This window comes from Sphingobium sp. YR768 (genome assembly GCF_900111125.1).
Lineage (GTDB): Bacteria > Pseudomonadota > Alphaproteobacteria > Sphingomonadales > Sphingomonadaceae > Sphingobium.
Map to the genome: position 1 here is coordinate 54,767 of NZ_FOGE01000024.1, position 17,174 is coordinate 71,940.

Sequence of the window (17,174 nt, forward strand, 5' to 3'; positions counted from 1 at the left end):
CGCCAAAATGCCCAAGATTATTGATGCCAAGGTCATCGTCACCTGCCCCGGCCGCAACTTCGTCACGCTCAAGATCATCACGGAAGACGGCGTTTACGGTCTGGGTGACGCGACCCTCAACGGCCGCGAACTGTCGGTCGCCAGCTATTTGCAGGACCATGTCATTCCCTGCCTGATCGGCCGGGATGCGCACCGGATCGAGGATATCTGGCAATATCTCTATAAGGGCGCCTATTGGCGTCGTGGCCCGGTGACGATGTCCGCCATCGCCGCCGTCGACACCGCGCTGTGGGACATCAAGGGCAAGCTCGCTGGCCTTCCGGTCTATCAGCTGCTGGGCGGCGCCAGCCGTGAAAGCGTGATGGTCTATGGGCATGCCAACGGCACCACGATCGAGGATACGGTCAAGGTCGCGCTGGAATATCAGGCGCAGGGTTACAAGGCGATCCGCATCCAGTGCGGTGTGCCCGGCATGGCCAGCACCTATGGCGTGTCGAAGGACAAATATTTCTACGAACCCGCCGACGCCGACCTGCCGACCGAAAATGTGTGGAATACCAGCAAGTATCTTCGCATCGTTCCCGAACTTTTCAAGGCGGCGCGCGAAGCGCTGGGCTGGGACGTGCACCTGCTGCACGACATCCATCACCGTCTGACGCCGATCGAAGCCGGTCGCCTCGGTAAGGATCTGGAACAATATCGCCCCTTCTGGCTGGAAGATGCAACCCCGGCGGAAAATCAGGAAGCCTTCAAGCTGATCCGCCAGCACACCACGACGCCGCTGGCGGTGGGCGAGATTTTCAACTCGATCCATGATTGCCGCGAACTGATCGAAAATCAGCTGATCGATTATATCCGCGCCACCGTGGTCCATGCCGGTGGCATCAGCCACCTGCGCAAGATCGCCAATCTGGCCGACCTCTATCAGGTGCGCACCGGCTGCCACGGCGCGACCGACCTGTCGCCGGTCTGCATGGCCGCCGCGCTGCATTTCGACCTGTCGATCCCGAATTTCGGGGTGCAGGAATATATGCGTCATACGCCGGAAACCGATGCTGTCTTCCCGCATGCCTACACGTTCGAAAATGGCGCAATGCATCCGGGTGAAGCGCCGGGTCTGGGCGTCGACATCGACGAGGAACTGGCCGCCAAGTACGAATATAATCGTGCCTTCCTGCCGGTAAACCGGCTGGAAGACGGCACCATGTTCAACTGGTGATGGCTATGTTGGAGCTAACTCCCTCTCCCATAGGGAGAGGGAAGGGGCCCGCGGCCGCAGGCCGTGGGAAGGGTGAGGGCGGGGCGCAAGTCGCCCTCACCCTTCCGCCGCTTCGCGGCTCCCTCCCTCTCCCAGTGGGAGAGGGACAATGACAGATGCCGTTTCCAAACTTCCTTTGGCAAAACCCTCCGGCCCGGCAAAACCCTCTGGCAAAGTCCGCTGGATCGTCTGCGCCCTGCTGTTCGCGGCGGTAGTGCTCAGCTATATCGACCGGCTCGTCCTGCCGACGCTCAAGCCCGACCTTCAGGCCCGCTATGGCTGGAGCGAGAGCGGCTATGCCAGCCTCGCCATCTGGTTTCAGGCAGGTTACGGCATCGCCTATGTCGTCTTCGGGCGACTGATCGACCGGATCGGCGCGCGGGCGGGCTATGCGCTCGCGGTGACGCTGTGGACGATCGGCCATGTCGCGCACATCTTCTTCACCTCGACGGCGGGGATGTTGCTCGCCCGCATTCCGCTGGCCATCGGGGAGGCGGGGACATTCCCCGCCGCCATCGCCGCGACCAATGAATGGTTCCCCAAAAAGGAGCGGGCGCTCGCCATCGGCATCTTCAACGCCGGATCCAATGTCGGCGCGATCCTCACGCCTTTGGTGGTGCCGATCATCGCGGTGACGCTGGGCTGGCGCTGGGCCTTCATCCTGACCGGTCTGCTGACCGTCTTCTGGCTAGCCGCCTGGCTGACCTTCTACCGCCGCCCGCGCGAGAAGAAGGGGCTTTCCCGCGAAGAACTGGCCTGGATCGAAACCGATCCGGTGGAGCAGCATCGCCCGGTCAAATGGCTGACCCTGTTCGGCTATCGCCAGACATGGGCCTATATGGCGGGCCGCTTCATGATCGATCCGGTCTGGTGGACCTTCCTCTTCTGGCTGCCTGACTTCTTCAACAAGCAATATAGCGTGAAGATGCTGGACTTCGGTCCGCCGCTGATCGCCGTCTATCTGCTGGCGGACGTCGGATCGGTGGCGGGCGGCTGGGCCTCTTCGCGTTTCATGGGCCGGGGCTGGAGCGTCAATCGCGCGCGCAAGACGGCGATGTTCCTCGCTGCGCTCTGCGCCGTGCCGATCGCCTTTGCCACCCATGCACCCAATATGTGGGTTGCCGTCGGCCTGATCGGTCTGGCCTGCGCCGGGCATCAGGGCTTTTCCGCCAATCTCTACGCCCTGCCGGGGGACGTCTTCCCGCGCCATATGGCCGGGTCGGTGGTCGGGCTGGGCGGTCTGGCCGGTGCGATCGGCGGCATGCTGATGGCGAAATTTGCCGGGGTCATCCTGGAAACCGTCGGCAGCTATGGCCCGATCTTTGCCGTCGCATCCTGCGCCTATCTGGTCGCTCTTTGCACTATTCATATTATCATAATACGTTATCAGGTCGTTGACACCGGTATCAGTGGAGTCGAATCTTGACGAAGCCCTTGCATCTCCATCCCGATCGCCTTTTCCCGGCGGAACCGACGACCCGCAGCCTCGCCCGCGCTCTGCATGCGTCGGTCAAGGATCTGCCGATCATCAGCCCGCACGGCCATACCGACCCGCGCTGGTTCGCCTATGACGAGCCGTTCGCCAATCCGACCGACCTGCTGATCGTCCCCGACCATTATGTCTTCCGCATGCTCTACAGCCAGGGCGTGAAGCTGGAGGATCTGGGCATCCCGACCAGGGATGGCAGCCCGACCGCCAGCGACCCGCGCGCCATCTGGCGCCTGCTGGCCGAACGCTATCATCTGTTCCGTGGCACCCCGTCGCGCATGTGGCTGGACTGGGTGTTTGCCGACGTGTTCGGGCTTGAAGTGCAGCTGGGGGCGGCGACCGCCGACCTTTATTATGACAGGATCGACGCCGCGCTGAAGACCCCGGCTTTCCGCCCGCGCGCCCTGTTCGAACAGTTCAATATCGAAGTGATCGCCACGACCGAAGGGCCGCTCGATCCGCTCGACCATCATCGCGCGATCCGGGAATCCGGCTGGAACGGCCGCGTCGTCACCGCCTATCGCCCCGATCCGGTGATCGATCCCGAACATGACGGCTTCCTTCGCAATATCGAGCGGTTCGGCGCGATCACGGGCGAAGACGTATCGACCTGGGCCGGCTATCTGCGGGCGCACCAGAATCGCCGCGCCTGGTTCCGCGAAGCAGGCGCCACCTCGACCGATCATGGCCATCCCAGCGCCGCCACCGCCAACCTGTCCCGCGCCGAAGCCGAAGCGCTCTATGCCAAGGTGCTGGCCGGTCCCGTCACGCCCGCCGAAGCGGAACTGTTCCGTGGCCAGATGCTGACCGAAATGGCGCGCATGAGCATCGAGGATGGCATGGTGCTGCAAATCCATCCGGGCGTGTGGCGCAACCATAATGCCGGGGTGATGGCTCGCTTCGGTCGCGACAAGGGCGCCGATATTCCGATGGCGACCAGCTATGTCGATGCGTTGAAGCCGCTGCTCGACGCCTTCGGCACCGATCCGCGCCTGTCGGTGATCCTCTTCACCCTGGACGAAACCAGCTATTCGCGCGAACTCGCGCCGCTGGCCGGCCATTATCCGGTGCTGCGCCTTGGCCCGCCCTGGTGGTTCAACGACAGCCCTGAAGGCATGCGCCGCTTCCGCGAGCAGGTGACGGAGACGGCCGGCTTCTACAATACGGTCGGCTTCAACGACGATACCCGCGCCTTCCTGTCTATCCCCGCGCGTCATGACGTCGCCCGGCGGATGGATTGCGGCTGGCTCGCGCAACTGGTCGTGGAGCACCGGATCGAAGAGGATGAGGCGTTCGAACTGGCGCACGCGCTGGCCTATGACCTCGCCAAGCAGGCCTATAAGCTGTGACCCGGCTATCCTCGCAAACGCTGGCACATTTGCCCGCCGATGTGATCCGTCCTGCCTATGATCGCGCTGCCGTGACATGCGGCGTCGTCCATCTGGGCATCGGCGCCTTCCATCGCGCGCATCAGGCGGTGGTGTTCGACGATGCGCTGAACGCGGGCGACCTGCGCTGGGGCATCATCGCCGCCTCGCTGCGATCGCCGTCGGTGCGCGATCAGATGGCGCCGCAGGATGGCCTCTACACCATGCTGGTCCGCGACGGCGCGGCCGAGCAGGCGCGGTTGATCGGCGCGGTGCAACAGGTGATCGTCGCACCGGAAGAGCCACAGGCATTGCTTGCCGCCCTGGCATCGCCCGACACGCATATCGTCACCCTGACCGTCACCGAGAAGGGCTATAAGCTCGACCCGGCGACCGGCGCGCTGATCGAAAGCGACCCGCAACTCGCCGCCGATCTCGCCTCGCTGGAGAGGCCGCAGACCGCGCCCGGCTATCTCGTCGCCGCGCTGGCGCTGCGCAAGGCGGCTGGCCTGCCGCCCTTCACCGCGATCAGTTGCGACAATCTGCCGCACAACGGCACCCGGCTGCGCGCCGCCGTGATCGCGCTGGCCCGTCGCCATGACCCGGCGCTGGCGGACTGGATTGCGGAGGAGGGGGCTTTCCCCGAAACTATGGTCGATCGCATCGTGCCCGCGACTACGGCCGAAGACATCGAAACGTTCACCGGTCGCATCGGGGTCGAGGATCAGGCCATGGTCAAGACCGAGCCTTTCCTACAATGGGTGATAGATGATCGCTTCTGCGGCCCGCGTCCGGATTTCGGCGCAGGCGTGCAGGTCACGGCCGCCGTCGCTCCGTGGGAGGAGGCGAAGCTGCGCCTGCTCAACGGCGCGCATAGCGGCATCGCCTATCTGGGCGGCCTCGCGGGCATTGATCATGTCCATGAAGTGCTGGCCCTGCCCGAAGCCCGCCATTTCGTCGAAAGCCTGTGGGACGAGGCCGAAACGACCCTGTCGCCCCCGGCCGAACTGGATGTCGCCGCCTATCGCCGCGACCTGATGGCGCGTTTCGACAACCCGACCCTGAAGCATCGCACCCGCCAGATCGCGATGGACGGATCGCAGAAGCTGCCCCAGCGCCTGCTCGCCACCATCGCGGCCCGGCTGGCGGCGGGGCAGGGGATCGATGCCCTTGCGCTGGCGGTCGCCGCCTGGGTCCGCTGGCAGGCGGGGCAGGATGATCTGGGGCAGCCGCATCAGGTGGACGATCCGCTCGCCGGGCCGATCGCAGATGCCCTTGCGCAGGCGCGTGAGACCGAATCCCGCATCGCCGCCATTCTGGCTTTCGACGCGGTCGTGCCGCCGGAACTGGCACGCGACCCGCTGCTGGCGGATGCGTTGACGCGCTGGCTGACGGTGCTGGAAACGCAGGGGGCAAGGGGCGCATTGGCGGCTTTCCGCCAATGACAACGTAGACACCTATATCGTTACCATTTCCAATGCCGCCGCATCTTGACAATCAGGATGCGGCGTTTATTGAAGCATAAGTGATAGCGCTACCAGTTTGGCCCACCGGAGAGTCGGGGGCAGCGCTCAGGGAGAGGAACAGACCAATGTCTTCACGCACGCACCATTTCCGTATCGCGTTGCTCGCCGCATCGGCGATCGGCTCGCTGGGCCTGTCGCAGAACGCTTTTGCACAGGATACTGCGCCGCAGGCGGACGCCGCAACCGTTGCGCCGCAGGACAGCGACGTCGCGGACATTGTCGTCACCGGCATTCGCGGATCGTTGCAGAGCGCTACCAATGCGAAGAAGAATGCTGTCGCTTTCGGTGACTCCATCTTCGCCGAAGACATTGGCAAGCTGCCCGCCACCAACCTCGCCGAAACGCTGAACCGCATGCCGGGCGTCCGCCTGAAGCGCGATAATAATGGCGAAGGCACGCAGGTGTCGATCCGTGGCCTTGGCCCCAGCTTCTCCAAGGTGCTGCTGAACGGCGCGCAGATTCAGGTGGCGTCGGATGGCGGCACCAATGGCGGCAGCGCCAACCGCGAAGTCGATCTCGACTTCTTCCCGTCCGAACTCTTCACTCGCCTCGATCTGGCCAAGAGCCCGACGGCGTCGACGCTGGAAGGCGGCATCGCCGGTACCGTCAACCTGCGCAATGCACGCCCCTTCGACAAGCCGGGCACGCATGTCACGGTCGTGGCGCAGGGCCAATATACCAGCCCCAATGACAAGGTCTCCCCACGCGGCGCGATCGTCGCCAGCCACACTACCGACACGTTCGGTATCCTGGTCGGTGTCGCCGGCGTGAAGACCAAGACCCGCATCAAGGGCTTTGAGACGGTGGGCTGGGCCGATGGTAGCCTGGGCGCCGGCGATCCGGGTAATAACAACTTCTCCTGGGCCTCGGTCGTGCCGCGCAATGCCGGCCATGGCCTGACGGCGGGCGATCCGGTCGATGTCGTCGCCACATCCGGTCTGACCCGTTCGGAACTCAGCACCGCCTTGCTGCCGCGTCTCGGCCGTGAAAGCCTGACCGAAGGCACGCGGTCGCGCATTTCGGCGCTGGCCTCGCTCGAATGGCGGCCCAGCGACGAACTGCATTTCGCGCTTGACGGTCTGTGGGCCAAGTCGGAACGCGATTATAGCAAGGTCAACATGAACTGGCAGGTGCGCAACAGCGGGCCGGGCAGCAGCGCGCAGGCGACCGGCGGCATGATCCCCATCGACCTGACCGTCGATGACAATGGCGTCGTCACCAGCGGCACCTTTGCCAACTCCTCCTATTTCCTGGAGGCGAGCCTGTTCAAGCAGACGACGAAGTTCTGGAACGTCAACCCCAGCGTCACCTGGGAACCGACCGACAATCTGAAGGTTGAACTCAACGGCAATTATTCCAAGAGCCGCTTCTTCCGCGAACAGCCGACCTGGGCGTTCCAGACCACGCCGCAGTCGGGCGTCGACGTCTATTATGACAATACGGGCAAGGGCGATTATCCGTCGATAACCACCAACATTGACCTCAACGATCCCAATAATGGCAGCTGGCAATGGTATCGCCAGAATGTGCAGCTGGTTCGTCGCAGCACCACGACCAAGGGCGCGCATCTGGACGTGACCTATGGCGACGAAATGCTGAACGTGAAGGTCGGCGCGGCCTATGACCAGGCGATCCGGTCGATCCGCGCTTTTGACAACAGCGCCAATTATCAGCTGTCGGTCTGCGGGTCGGGCTGCACCGGCGCAACCGGTTCCATCACCACCGGCCAGATCGCGCAATATCTCAAGAGCAGCTCGGTTGCCGGTTTCGTTGTCCCCGATTTCAATGCCATCAAGCAGGCAACCAACTATGCCAGCTACCGCGACAATGCGCCTGAAGCGATCGGCGCGGTGACCGGCGGCGCGACCGGCGACATGAACGAGAAGATTTTTGGCACCTATTTCGAAGTCAACGGCGTGACCCAGATTGCCGGCAAGGACCTGCATGTGAATGCCGGTATGCGCTATGCTCATACTAACCAGTTTGTTGTTGCGCCCAGCCAGCTGCCGGACAAAAGCGTAGTCAACTATGCGGCACGATCAAAATATGAGAATTTCCTGCCGTCGATCAACCTGACCTACGACGTCACGGACAATATCAAGCTGCGTGCATCGGCTTCGCGGACGATGACGCGCCCGGATGCTGGCCAAATCCTGCCCGGAATCACCTTCTCCGATCCCTCGGCGCTGGTAGCTAGCGCGGGCAACCCGGACCTCAAGCCCTACACGTCGGACAATTATGATATTGGGGGCGAAATCTATACCGGCGGCATCGGTTATGTCGGCGTCTCGTTGTTCATGAAGAATGTCCAAGGCTTCACCACTACACAGGGGCGCCAGGTAACTTTCGCCTCGCTCGACATTCCTTTCGATACCCTCTCGGCGCCCCAGAAGGCGGCTATGCAGGATCGGGCGGAGGATCAGCCCGGTCGTCCGGGCATCCCGATCCCCGACCAGATCATCACCCTCAACCGTCCGGTCAACATCTCCGATCTGAAGATCAAGGGCATCGAAGGCACCTGGGTCCAGCCGCTCGACTTCCTGGTGAAGGGGCTGGGCTTCTCGGCCAACGGCACGCTGCTCGACCAGTCTTCCTCTTCGGGTCTGGTGGCCGAAGGCGTCTCCAAATATAGCTATAATCTTCAGGGCTTCTACGAAAATGGCCCTGTGTCGATCAGCCTGAACTATGTCTGGAACAGCAAGTCGATCGCGCTCAACGGTCCGCAGAATGGCATCACCGGTGCCGATCTGAAGGCGGATGCCCGTGGTCAGCTCGACATGTCGGCCGGCTATCAGTTGCCCTTCTTCAACAAGGCGCTGCGCCTGACCGCGGACGTGCTCAACATCACCAACGAGCCGATCCGCACCACATTCGAATATGATAATGCGGCCTATTCGGTCTATTATCCGGGGGTGACGGTCCTCGCCGGCATCCGGGCCAACTTCTGATCCTACCCAACGACCAACTGAAGGGCCGGCCGCAACGCCGGCCCTTTTCGCAGGGAGGGGAAGCGAGGCAAGGCTGCCATGATCCCGCCCTACAAAATCCTTCCCATGTTGGATTTTATCTGGTCAATCCTGTGCCATGACACAGCAGCATTCGGCCCAGTCCCATCCCTTCGCACATCCGTATGCCGCCGACGGTGGCATAGCCCGACTCCCTCACATGTCGCGTTACCGTCGCCTTTGTGGCGCTTCACTGTGGCGCCAGAAGCGCGTGACAGGCGCGTTGATGCCGCTTTTGTGGGCCATAATCAGTGGAAAACGCCCGGGAATGCGAAGCCAGTGACGGTGTGAACTTCGCTCCTGTGATCTTGTAAAGGCAGACAATGATGCGTCTCTCCCTTCTGGCCGCTCTCCCGTTCGCTCTGATCGCGATGCCAGTGCAGGCAAAGACCTGCACGCCGACCTGGGTGGCCGGTTGGGCCTCGTCCCAATTCCGCCCCACCGGCGACGCCGAGCTGCCCGTCGGCACCCTGCGGGACCAGACGCTGCGCCAGATCGTCCGCCCCTCCGTGTCCGGCGACCGGCTGCGGGTGCGCCTGTCCAACCTTGCCGGAATCACGCCGCTGCGCATTGCCGGCGTCAGCATTGCGCGTGCGCTTGGCCCGGCATCGGCCGCGGTCGATCCCGGCACGCTCATCTCGCTGCGGTTCGACGGCGCGCCGGAAGTCGTCATCCCGGCCGGTGCCGACTATCTTTCCGAGCCGGTATCTTTGCCGGTTGGCGCGCTGGAGAACATCGCTATTTCGATCCGCTATGACGGCGAACCAGAACAGACATCGCATCCCGGATCGCGCGCAACCTCCTGGCATTTGCCCGGCAATCACCTGACCGATGAGACGATGGCGGGCGCGGCCAGCTTCGATCACTGGTTCAACCTCGCCGCGCTGGAAGTCGAGCGCTGCGCACCGGCCAAACTGATCGTGGCGCTGGGCGATTCCATCACCGATGGCAAAGGCTCCACCACCAACGGCAATGACCGCTGGACGGATGTGCTGGCGCAGCGTCTACAGGCCGATCCGAAGCGACGGGACATGGCCATCGTCAATCAGGGCATTGGCGGCAATCGCCTGCTGAACGACGGGCTTGGCCCCAATGCGCTGGCGCGGCTGGACCGCGACTTGCTGGCCCAGCCCGGCGTCACGCACCTGATCCTGCTGGAAGGCATCAATGATCTGGGCACCCTGACCCGCGACGCACCGGTGAGCGCGGCCGAGCATCAGGTCCATGTCGCCCGGATCATCGGCGCCTATCGCCAGATCATCGCCCGTGCCCATGCCAAGGGGATCAAAGTGATCGGCGCGACCGTCATGCCCTTCGTCGGCAATGATTATTATCACGCCGATGCACAGAATGAGGCGGACCGGCAGGCGGTGAACAAATGGATCAGGACGCCGGGCCATTTCGACGCGGTGATCGATTTCGACCGCGTGACCCGCGACCCCGCGCATCCCGACCGGCTGCTGCCTGCTTATGATGATGGCGATGCGCTCCACCCCTCGCCAAAGGGGTACAAGGCGATGGGGGAGGCGGTGCCGCTCAGCCTTTTCGACTGATCCGCCTGTGCCCGGCTTCCAGCACCGTTTCCATCGCGACGAAGGTGGATGTGCTGGCGACATGGGGCAGGGCGCTGATTTTCTCGCCCAGAACGACCCGGTATCGCCGGATATCGGACGTCCGCACCTTGAGCAGATAGTCGAAATTGCTCGCCAGCATATGGCACTCCTCGACCTCCGGGATGCGCCGCACCGCCGCGTTGAATTCGCGCAGCGCCGCCTCCCGCGTGTCGGATAGTTTCACTTCGGTAAAGGCGATATGGTCCATGCCCAGCTTCGCCGGATCGACCATCGCGCGAAAGCCGCGAATGACACCGGCCTCTTGCAAGCGCTTCAGCCGCACCTGGCAGGGCGTCTTGGAAAGGCCAACAAAAGCAGCAAGATCGGTAACGGTCATCCGCCCGTCATCGACCAAAGCAGCTATGATACGGCGGTCGAACTCGTCCAATTCGAGTGTTTGGGGCTTATTCTCCATCCGATTTACCTATCATCGGCCTTTTAATAAGTCACTCTGTCCATATCCTGCGCCTTCATAAGACGGAACGAAAAGCTGATCCGGGTTATTCATGGCGTATGACCGACCAGCCCTTCGCCAGCTTCGCCCCCGCCATTCGCCAGCCCACCCCGCTGCGTCAGGCGATCAGCGCCGCCTATCGCCGCGACGAGGCGGAGGCGCTCGCCCCCCTGATCGCCGCTGCGACCCTGCCGGCAGAGACGAAGGCCGCGATCGCCGACACCGCCCGGACGCTCGTCACCACGCTGCGCGCCAATCACAAGGGCACCGGCGTTGAAGGTCTGGTGCAGGAATATGCGCTGTCCAGTCAGGAGGGCGTGGCGCTGATGTGTCTGGCCGAAGCGCTGCTGCGCATCCCCGACACCGCCACGCGCGACGCGCTGATCCGGGACAAGATCGCCGATGGCGACTGGGGTTCGCATCTGGGCGGCGACAAGTCGCTGTTCGTGAATGCTGCCACCTGGGGGCTGGTCGTCACCGGCAAGCTGGTCGGCAGCGTCGATGATCGCGGCCTTGGCGCGGCGCTCACCCGCCTTGTCGCCCGCGCTGGTGAACCGGTCATCCGCCGCGGTGTCGACCTCGCCATGCGGATGATGGGCGAACAATTCGTCACCGGCGAGACGATCAGGGAAGCGCTCAAGCGCGCGAAGGAGTTGGAGGCCAAGGGCTTTGCCTACAGCTATGACATGCTGGGGGAGGCGGCGACCACGGCGGCGGACGCGAAGCGCTATTATGCCGATTATGAGCAAGCGATCCATGCCATTGGCAAGGCGTCGGCTGGACGCGGCATCTATGCCGGCCCCGGCATCTCGATCAAGCTTTCGGCGCTTCACCCGCGCTATGTCCGCGCGCAGGCCGATCGCGTGATGGGCGAATTGCTGCCGGCGGTGAAAAAACTGGCGCTGTTGTCGAAGGGCTATGACATCGGCCTCAATATCGACGCGGAGGAGGCCGACCGGCTGGAACTCTCGCTCGACCTGCTGGAAAGCCTGGCGACCGACCCGGATCTGGCGGGCTGGAACGGCCTGGGCTTCGTGGTGCAGGGCTATGGCAAGCGTTGCCCCTTCGTCATCGACTGGATCATCGATCTGGCCCGCCGTGCCGAACGCCGCATCATGGTCCGTCTAGTCAAGGGCGCCTATTGGGATGCGGAGATCAAGCGGGCGCAGGTCGATGGCCTGACCGACTTCCCGGTCTATACCCGCAAGGTCCATACCGACGTCGCCTATATCGCCTGCGCGCAAAAGCTGCTGGCCGCGCCCGACGCGGTCTTCCCGCAATTTGCGACGCATAATGCGCAGACACTGGCGACCATCTATCAGCTTGCCGGGCCGGACTTTGCGATCGGCAAATATGAGTTCCAGTGCCTGCACGGCATGGGCGAGCCGCTCTATGAGCAGGTCGTCGGCGCAGCGAAGCTGGATCGCCCCTGCCGCATCTATGCGCCGGTCGGCACGCATGAGACGCTGCTCGCCTATCTGGTCCGCCGCCTGCTGGAAAACGGCGCGAACAGCAGCTTCGTCAACCGCATCGCCGACCCCGAAGTGTCGGTCGAGGACATGATTGCCGATCCGGTCGATGTGGTGCGGGCCGTGGCCCATCCCGGCCATCGCCATGATCAGATCGCACTGCCTGCCAATCTCTATCCCGAACGCCGCAATTCCGATGGCCTCGATCTCAGCAACGAAGATGCGCTTGCCAGCCTGAGCGAGGCACTACGCGAAAGCGCGACCATCGGCTGGACCGCTGCACCCGAAGGCGCGACGGGGCCGTCGCGTACCGTGTTCAACCCGGCCGATCATCGCGACGTGGTGGGCCGCGTCACCGAAGCCTCGGTCGAAGAAGCCCGCGCCGCCGCCATCCGCGCGGCCACGTCGAACTGGTCGACCATCGCCGTCGCGGACCGCGCCGCCGCGCTGGACCGGGCCGCCGATGCGATGCAGGCGCGCATGCCGATCCTGCTCGGCCTTATCGTCCGCGAAGCGGGCAAGTCGCTGCCCAACGCTATCGCCGAAGTGCGCGAGGCGATCGATTTTCTGCGCTATTATGCGGCGCAGGCCCGTACGACATTCGGCCCGGCGCAGATCGCGCTTGGCCCTGCCACTTGCATCAGCCCCTGGAATTTCCCGCTCGCCATCTTCACCGGGCAGGTTGCGGCGGCACTGGTGGCGGGCAATCCGGTGCTGGCCAAGCCGGCGGAGGAAACCCCGCTGATCGCGGCAGAGGCGGTGCGCCTGCTGCATGAAGCCGGTGTTCCGGCCGATGCGCTGCAACTGCTGCCCGGCGATGGCCGGATCGGCGCGGCGCTGGTTGCGGCGCCCGAAACGGCGGCGGTGATGTTCACAGGATCGACCGAAGTCGCCCGGCTGATCCAGCGCCAGCTTGCCACGCGCCTGTCGCCATCGGGCCGTCCCATCCCGCTGATCGCCGAAACCGGCGGCCAGAATGCGATGATCGTGGATTCCTCCGCGCTCGCCGAACAGGTGGTTGCCGACGTCATCGCCTCCGCTTTCGACAGCGCAGGCCAGCGTTGCTCTGCGCTGCGCATCCTCTGCTTGCAGGAAGAAGTGGCCGACCGCACGCTCACGATGCTCAAGGGCGCGCTGGCGGAATTGCGGATCGGCCGTACCGACGCGCTGAAGGTCGATATCGGTCCGGTCATCTCCGCCGAGGCCCGTGACGGCATCAACAAACATATCGATGCCATGGCGGCGCTGGGCCGCAAGGTCGAACAGAGCATATTGCCCGCCGAAGCCGTCCACGGCACCTTCGTCGCGCCGACGATCATCGAGATTGAATCTATCGCCGATCTGGATCGCGAAGTCTTCGGCCCCGTCCTGCATGTCCTGCGCTTCCGGCGCGACCGACTGGATGCGCTTGTCGATCAGATCAACGCCACCGGCTATGGCCTGACCTTCGGCCTGCACACCCGCCTCGACGAGACCGTCGCCCGTGTCACCAGTCGGGTGAAGGTGGGCAATATCTATGTGAACCGCAACGTCATCGGCGCGATCGTCGGCGTGCAGCCCTTTGGCGGCTGTGGCCTGTCGGGCACCGGCCCCAAGGCGGGCGGGCCGCTTTATCTGGGCCGTCTGGTCGGGACGCCGCCGGTCTTTGCTGCGCGGGTCAGCCATTTGCGATCGCCGCTCCACGCCTTTGCCGACTGGCTCGACGCGCAGGGTGAAGGGGAGGCCGCCGCACAGGCGCGCCGCACCGGGGACGCATCTGCGCTGGGCGTCGAAATGGCGCTGCCCGCCCCGGTCGGGGAACGCAATATCTATGTGCTGCATCCGCGTGGCCGGATATTGCTGCGTCCCGCGACGCGGCAGGGACTGTTCCGCCAAATGGCCGCGATCCTGGCCACCGGCAATCAGGGCGTGGTGCAGGGCATGATGATCCCGCCGGGCCTGCCAGCCGAAGTCGCCGCCTGCTTCAGCGCTGACGCCAGCGGTTCTTATGCCGCCGCGCTGGTGGAAGGGGACGCTGCCAAGATCGCAGCGACGACCCAGTGCGTCGCCGATCTGCCCGGCGCCATCGTGTCCGTCCATGCCGACGATCATGGCCATGGCTATTGCCTCGACTGGTTGCTGGAGGAACAGTCGACGTCGGTGAACACCACGGCGGCCGGTGGTAATGCCAGCCTGATGATGATCGGCTAGGGCGGCCCGCTTCAGATATGATCCGTTCGTCCTGAGCTTGTCGAAGGACGTTGTGCGCGTCGTTGACCTTCAGTCGCCTGCGGCCCGACAAGCTCAGGACGAACGGAGATTGGGTGATCCCAATTTAATGCGCCACGCTCAAGTGCGCCACCGGCAAGGCAGCGCTAATCCAGTCGTACCTTGCCGCGTCCCTGCTTCACCGAACTGCGCGCCTTCTTGGTGTCGACACGCCGGGCCTTGGCGGCCTTGCCGGGCTTGGTCGCGATCCGGCGGGCATCGCGTTCATGCGCCCTGGCGATCATCTCCATCAGGCGGTCGCGCGCATCCTGCCGGTTCGCCTCCTGCGTGCGGAAGCGATTGGCCTGAATCAATATCTCATTGGCGGAGGTCAGGCGCGATCCCGCCAGTTCCTTGATCTTGCGATAGGCATGGACGGGCAGGCCCAGCTTGAACAGGTTGACGCGCAGTTGCACCGCGGTCGCCACCTTGTTCACATTCTGCCCGCCGGGTCCGCCCCCGGTGATGAAGCGCTCCTCCAGCGCATCATCGGGAATATCAAAGTCCGGCATCATCCAGTATCTCCGGCCCGAAACCGGCCGCGACGAAGGTGGCGGGCAGGGGAGCAGTTGCCTCAGCAGCGGGCTTGTCGCCACGCGGCATGCTCAGGAACCGGCTGTGCAGCAGCATCGCGCCCTTCCCATCGCCATAGACCGGATCGCCGACGATACCGAAGCCCAGGCCATGCTGGGCATGGACGCGAATCTGGTGGGTGCGGCCGGTTTCCGGGGTGAAGGCGATCAGCGCGCGGCCATCCTTCTCCGCCAGCTTGCGCCAGTGGGTGACGGCGGGCTTGCCGGCCTTCGCCGCGATCATGCGCCATCCCTGCGCGGCGGTGCTGACTTTCTTCAGCGACAATTCGATCGTGCCTTCCTCCTCTGCCGGCACGCCTTCCAGCACGGCGAGATAGCGTTTCGTCACCGTGCCCGCCTCAAACGCGGCGGCGAAGCGCTTGTGCGCCTTGGGATTGCGGGCGAGCAGCAGGCAGCCGCTGGTGTCGCGATCGAGGCGATGCACCGGCAGCGGCCACCGCTGGAACCCGAAGGTCAGCGAGGCGAGATGATTTTCCAGCGCGATCGACCCGTCGCGCGGGGCATCCACCGGCAGGCCGGCGGGCTTGTCGAGGATCAGCGCCTCGCCATCGATAAACAGGACATGGTCGGTCAGCAGGGCCAAGGAAGAGGTTCCGATCGCATATAGGAAGAATTGACGTAATTGCCGCATCCTATAGGGCGTGGGGGCGATGGAGAATAGGGGGCATCAGCAGGCCCCATATCGGCTCGACTGGGTCGATGTGGCGCGCGGCATCGGCATAGGGGCGGTGGTAGTCGGCCATGTCTGGACGCGCGGACCGCTGCGCGATGCCATGTATGCCTTTCACATGCCGCTATTCTTCCTGCTGTCGGGCATGCTTTCGCGGCCCCATCCGGTGGGGGCCTTCACCCGGCGGCAACTGATCAGCCAGATGCGGCCCTATGCCGCCTTCCTGGTCCTGCTGATCGTCGCCGACCAGATTATCGAGCGGCTGAAGGGGCATCTGCCGATCTTTCATAGCTGGCCTGAGGATATGGCGCCGATCCTGCTGGGCGGCTTCTGGCTGCGCGGGCCGTTCACGATTTTCTGGTTCGTGCCCTGCCTGATGGTGGCGCGCATCCTGTTCAATGTGGCGCTCAACCGCTGGCCCGATCCTCTCGACCGGCGCTGGGCAGTGCTGCTTCTGCCGATGCTGCTGATCGCCTATGCGCTGGGCTGGTGGACGCAGGCTTCGCCGCTGGGCCTGCTGAGCGTGCCGATGGTCTTTGTGCTGCTGTGGGTGGGGGCGGTCTGGCCACGGGTGCGCTGGCATAATGGGCTGATCCTGCCGCTGGGCCTGTTGGCGGGGGCAGGGCTGTCCAGCCTGTTGCCGACGCTCAACATGAAGGTCGCGGATTATGGTGCGCCGCTGCTGTCGATCGGGGCTGCGGTGGCGGCATCCTTGCTGATCTTCCGCCTGTCAGCGTGGATTGCGAACCATACCGCGCCGTTGGCGGCGCTGGGACGAGCGTCGCTGGTGATCATGTATCTGCATGTCGCGGTGATCCACTATCTGACGCCCTATCTGGGCAAGATATGGCTGTTGTCTGTGGCGCTGGTTTTGCCTTTCGCGGCCTACCACGTGATCCGGCGAACGCCGCTGCGGCGGGTTTTTCTGTAGTCGAGACTCGATGGCGGGGAGGGGTGTGAAGCGGCCTTTTCCATAACGGCTACAGCAGATAGATAAGTCGACAAGCAATGCATGCTCAGGAAGAACGAGTTTGCGAGTGATCCCCAAGCTCTTCGGGGCATTCAAGCCCCGTGGGCAATTCGTGCTTGGGCGGCAAATCGGTTCCACACTGTGCCCCGGTATGGTTCTACCGCCTTCATTTGAATTATTTTTCCAATGGATCGAGGGTAGGCGATGCTTTGTAGACACGCCAAATGGCAGGATTGGCTTTCTCTTTCCTGAAGATGAAATGAAGCGAGACTGGACTGACCATGGGCGACCGGGTGGCACTGACATTGGCTTCGCCGCTGAAGGCAATGTAAACCTAAAATATTGGTTTAAGACCACTAACCCTGAGGTGATGAGCCGGCTCTGCGTCTTTGCTAAGTCGGGTGGTGACGCCTCGATGTGAGTAGCCCCTAGATTTCTGGACGCCTTCTATTCTAATTTTGAGGACAGGAGGGGACGATGGGTAAGCCCAATTTCAGCGATGAGTTCAAGGCT

At 63.6% G+C, this 17,174-nt stretch carries 12 protein-coding genes; 9 read left to right on the plus strand and 3 right to left on the minus strand.

The window, feature by feature from the left end; genetic code table 11:
• The first annotated feature begins 7 nt into the window (after positions 1 to 7).
• From manD to BMX92_RS20620, 6 genes are all read left to right on the plus strand, one after another.
• Positions 8 to 1,219 carry a D-mannonate dehydratase ManD gene (gene manD / locus BMX92_RS20595; RefSeq protein WP_093020019.1) on the plus strand — a complete coding sequence of 404 codons (1,212 nt, stop codon included), beginning with the start codon at positions 8 to 10 and terminating at the stop codon, positions 1,217 to 1,219.
• Positions 1,220 to 1,367: 148 nt separating this feature from the next.
• Complete coding sequence (locus tag BMX92_RS20600) at positions 1,368 to 2,684, plus strand: MFS transporter (protein ID WP_093020021.1); 1,317 nt, start codon at positions 1,368 to 1,370, stop codon at positions 2,682 to 2,684.
• A complete protein-coding gene (gene uxaC / locus BMX92_RS20605) occupies positions 2,681 to 4,096 on the plus strand; it encodes a glucuronate isomerase (protein ID WP_093020023.1) in 1,416 nt (471 codons plus the stop codon). Before BMX92_RS20600 ends, uxaC begins: the two co-directional genes overlap by 4 nt.
• Positions 4,093 to 5,559, plus strand: a complete 1,467-nt coding sequence (locus BMX92_RS20610; RefSeq protein ID WP_093020025.1) for a mannitol dehydrogenase family protein — start codon at positions 4,093 to 4,095, stop codon at positions 5,557 to 5,559. Before uxaC ends, BMX92_RS20610 begins: the two co-directional genes overlap by 4 nt.
• Before the next feature lie 146 nt (positions 5,560 to 5,705).
• On the plus strand, positions 5,706 to 8,588 hold the full coding sequence (locus BMX92_RS20615) for a TonB-dependent receptor (RefSeq protein ID WP_093020027.1): 2,883 nt from the start codon (positions 5,706 to 5,708) through the stop codon (positions 8,586 to 8,588).
• Positions 8,589 to 8,971: 383 nt separating this feature from the next.
• Positions 8,972 to 10,198: an SGNH/GDSL hydrolase family protein gene (locus BMX92_RS20620; protein WP_093020050.1), complete on the plus strand. Its 1,227-nt coding sequence runs from the start codon at positions 8,972 to 8,974 to the stop codon at positions 10,196 to 10,198.
• On the opposite strand, the gene BMX92_RS20625 is transcribed toward BMX92_RS20620, so the two are convergent.
• Positions 10,182 to 10,673 carry an Lrp/AsnC family transcriptional regulator gene (locus tag BMX92_RS20625; RefSeq protein ID WP_093020029.1) on the minus strand — a complete coding sequence of 164 codons (492 nt, stop codon included), beginning with the start codon at positions 10,671 to 10,673 and terminating at the stop codon, positions 10,182 to 10,184. The two genes, BMX92_RS20620 and BMX92_RS20625, sit on opposite strands and share 17 nt — an antisense overlap.
• Positions 10,674 to 10,771: 98 nt before the next feature.
• Between BMX92_RS20625 and putA the strand changes: the two genes are divergently transcribed.
• A complete protein-coding gene (gene putA / locus BMX92_RS20630; RefSeq protein ID WP_093020031.1) occupies positions 10,772 to 14,371 on the plus strand; it encodes a trifunctional transcriptional regulator/proline dehydrogenase/L-glutamate gamma-semialdehyde dehydrogenase in 3,600 nt (1,199 codons plus the stop codon).
• 164 nt (positions 14,372 to 14,535) lie between these two features.
• On the opposite strand, the gene arfB is transcribed toward putA, so the two are convergent.
• Complete coding sequence (gene arfB, locus BMX92_RS20635; RefSeq protein ID WP_093020052.1) at positions 14,536 to 14,940, minus strand: alternative ribosome rescue aminoacyl-tRNA hydrolase ArfB; 405 nt, start codon at positions 14,938 to 14,940, stop codon at positions 14,536 to 14,538.
• Entirely contained in the window at positions 14,927 to 15,604 is a 678-nt protein-coding gene (locus BMX92_RS20640) for an RluA family pseudouridine synthase (RefSeq protein WP_093020054.1), read from the minus strand. Before BMX92_RS20640 ends, arfB begins: the two co-directional genes overlap by 14 nt.
• 67 nt (positions 15,605 to 15,671) lie before the next feature.
• Between BMX92_RS20640 and BMX92_RS20645 the strand changes: the two genes are divergently transcribed.
• Together BMX92_RS20645 and BMX92_RS27015 are read left to right on the plus strand one after the other, a co-directional pair.
• Positions 15,672 to 16,622: an acyltransferase family protein gene (locus BMX92_RS20645; protein ID WP_093020033.1), complete on the plus strand. Its 951-nt coding sequence runs from the start codon at positions 15,672 to 15,674 to the stop codon at positions 16,620 to 16,622.
• Between the two features lie 106 nt (positions 16,623 to 16,728).
• Complete coding sequence (locus BMX92_RS27015; RefSeq protein ID WP_143066833.1) at positions 16,729 to 17,082, plus strand: hypothetical protein; 354 nt, start codon at positions 16,729 to 16,731, stop codon at positions 17,080 to 17,082.
• Positions 17,083 to 17,174: the final 92 nt, after the last annotated feature.

What these genes read in the sequence shown, in the direction of transcription:
- manD (WP_093020019.1), top strand. Translation starts at nt 8, where the DNA reads ATGCCCAAGATTATTGATGCCAAGGTCATCGTCACCTGCCCCGGCCGC.
- BMX92_RS20600 (WP_093020021.1), top strand. Translation starts at nt 1,368, where the DNA reads ATGACAGATGCCGTTTCCAAACTTCCTTTGGCAAAACCCTCCGGCCCG.
- BMX92_RS20615 (WP_093020027.1), top strand. Translation starts at nt 5,706, where the DNA reads ATGTCTTCACGCACGCACCATTTCCGTATCGCGTTGCTCGCCGCATCG.
- BMX92_RS20620 (WP_093020050.1), top strand. Translation starts at nt 8,972, where the DNA reads ATGCGTCTCTCCCTTCTGGCCGCTCTCCCGTTCGCTCTGATCGCGATG.
- BMX92_RS20625 (WP_093020029.1), bottom strand. Translation starts at nt 10,673, where the DNA reads ATGGAGAATAAGCCCCAAACACTCGAATTGGACGAGTTCGACCGCCGT.
- putA (WP_093020031.1), top strand. Translation starts at nt 10,772, where the DNA reads ATGACCGACCAGCCCTTCGCCAGCTTCGCCCCCGCCATTCGCCAGCCC.
- arfB (WP_093020052.1), bottom strand. Translation starts at nt 14,940, where the DNA reads ATGCCGGACTTTGATATTCCCGATGATGCGCTGGAGGAGCGCTTCATC.
- BMX92_RS20645 (WP_093020033.1), top strand. Translation starts at nt 15,672, where the DNA reads ATGGAGAATAGGGGGCATCAGCAGGCCCCATATCGGCTCGACTGGGTC.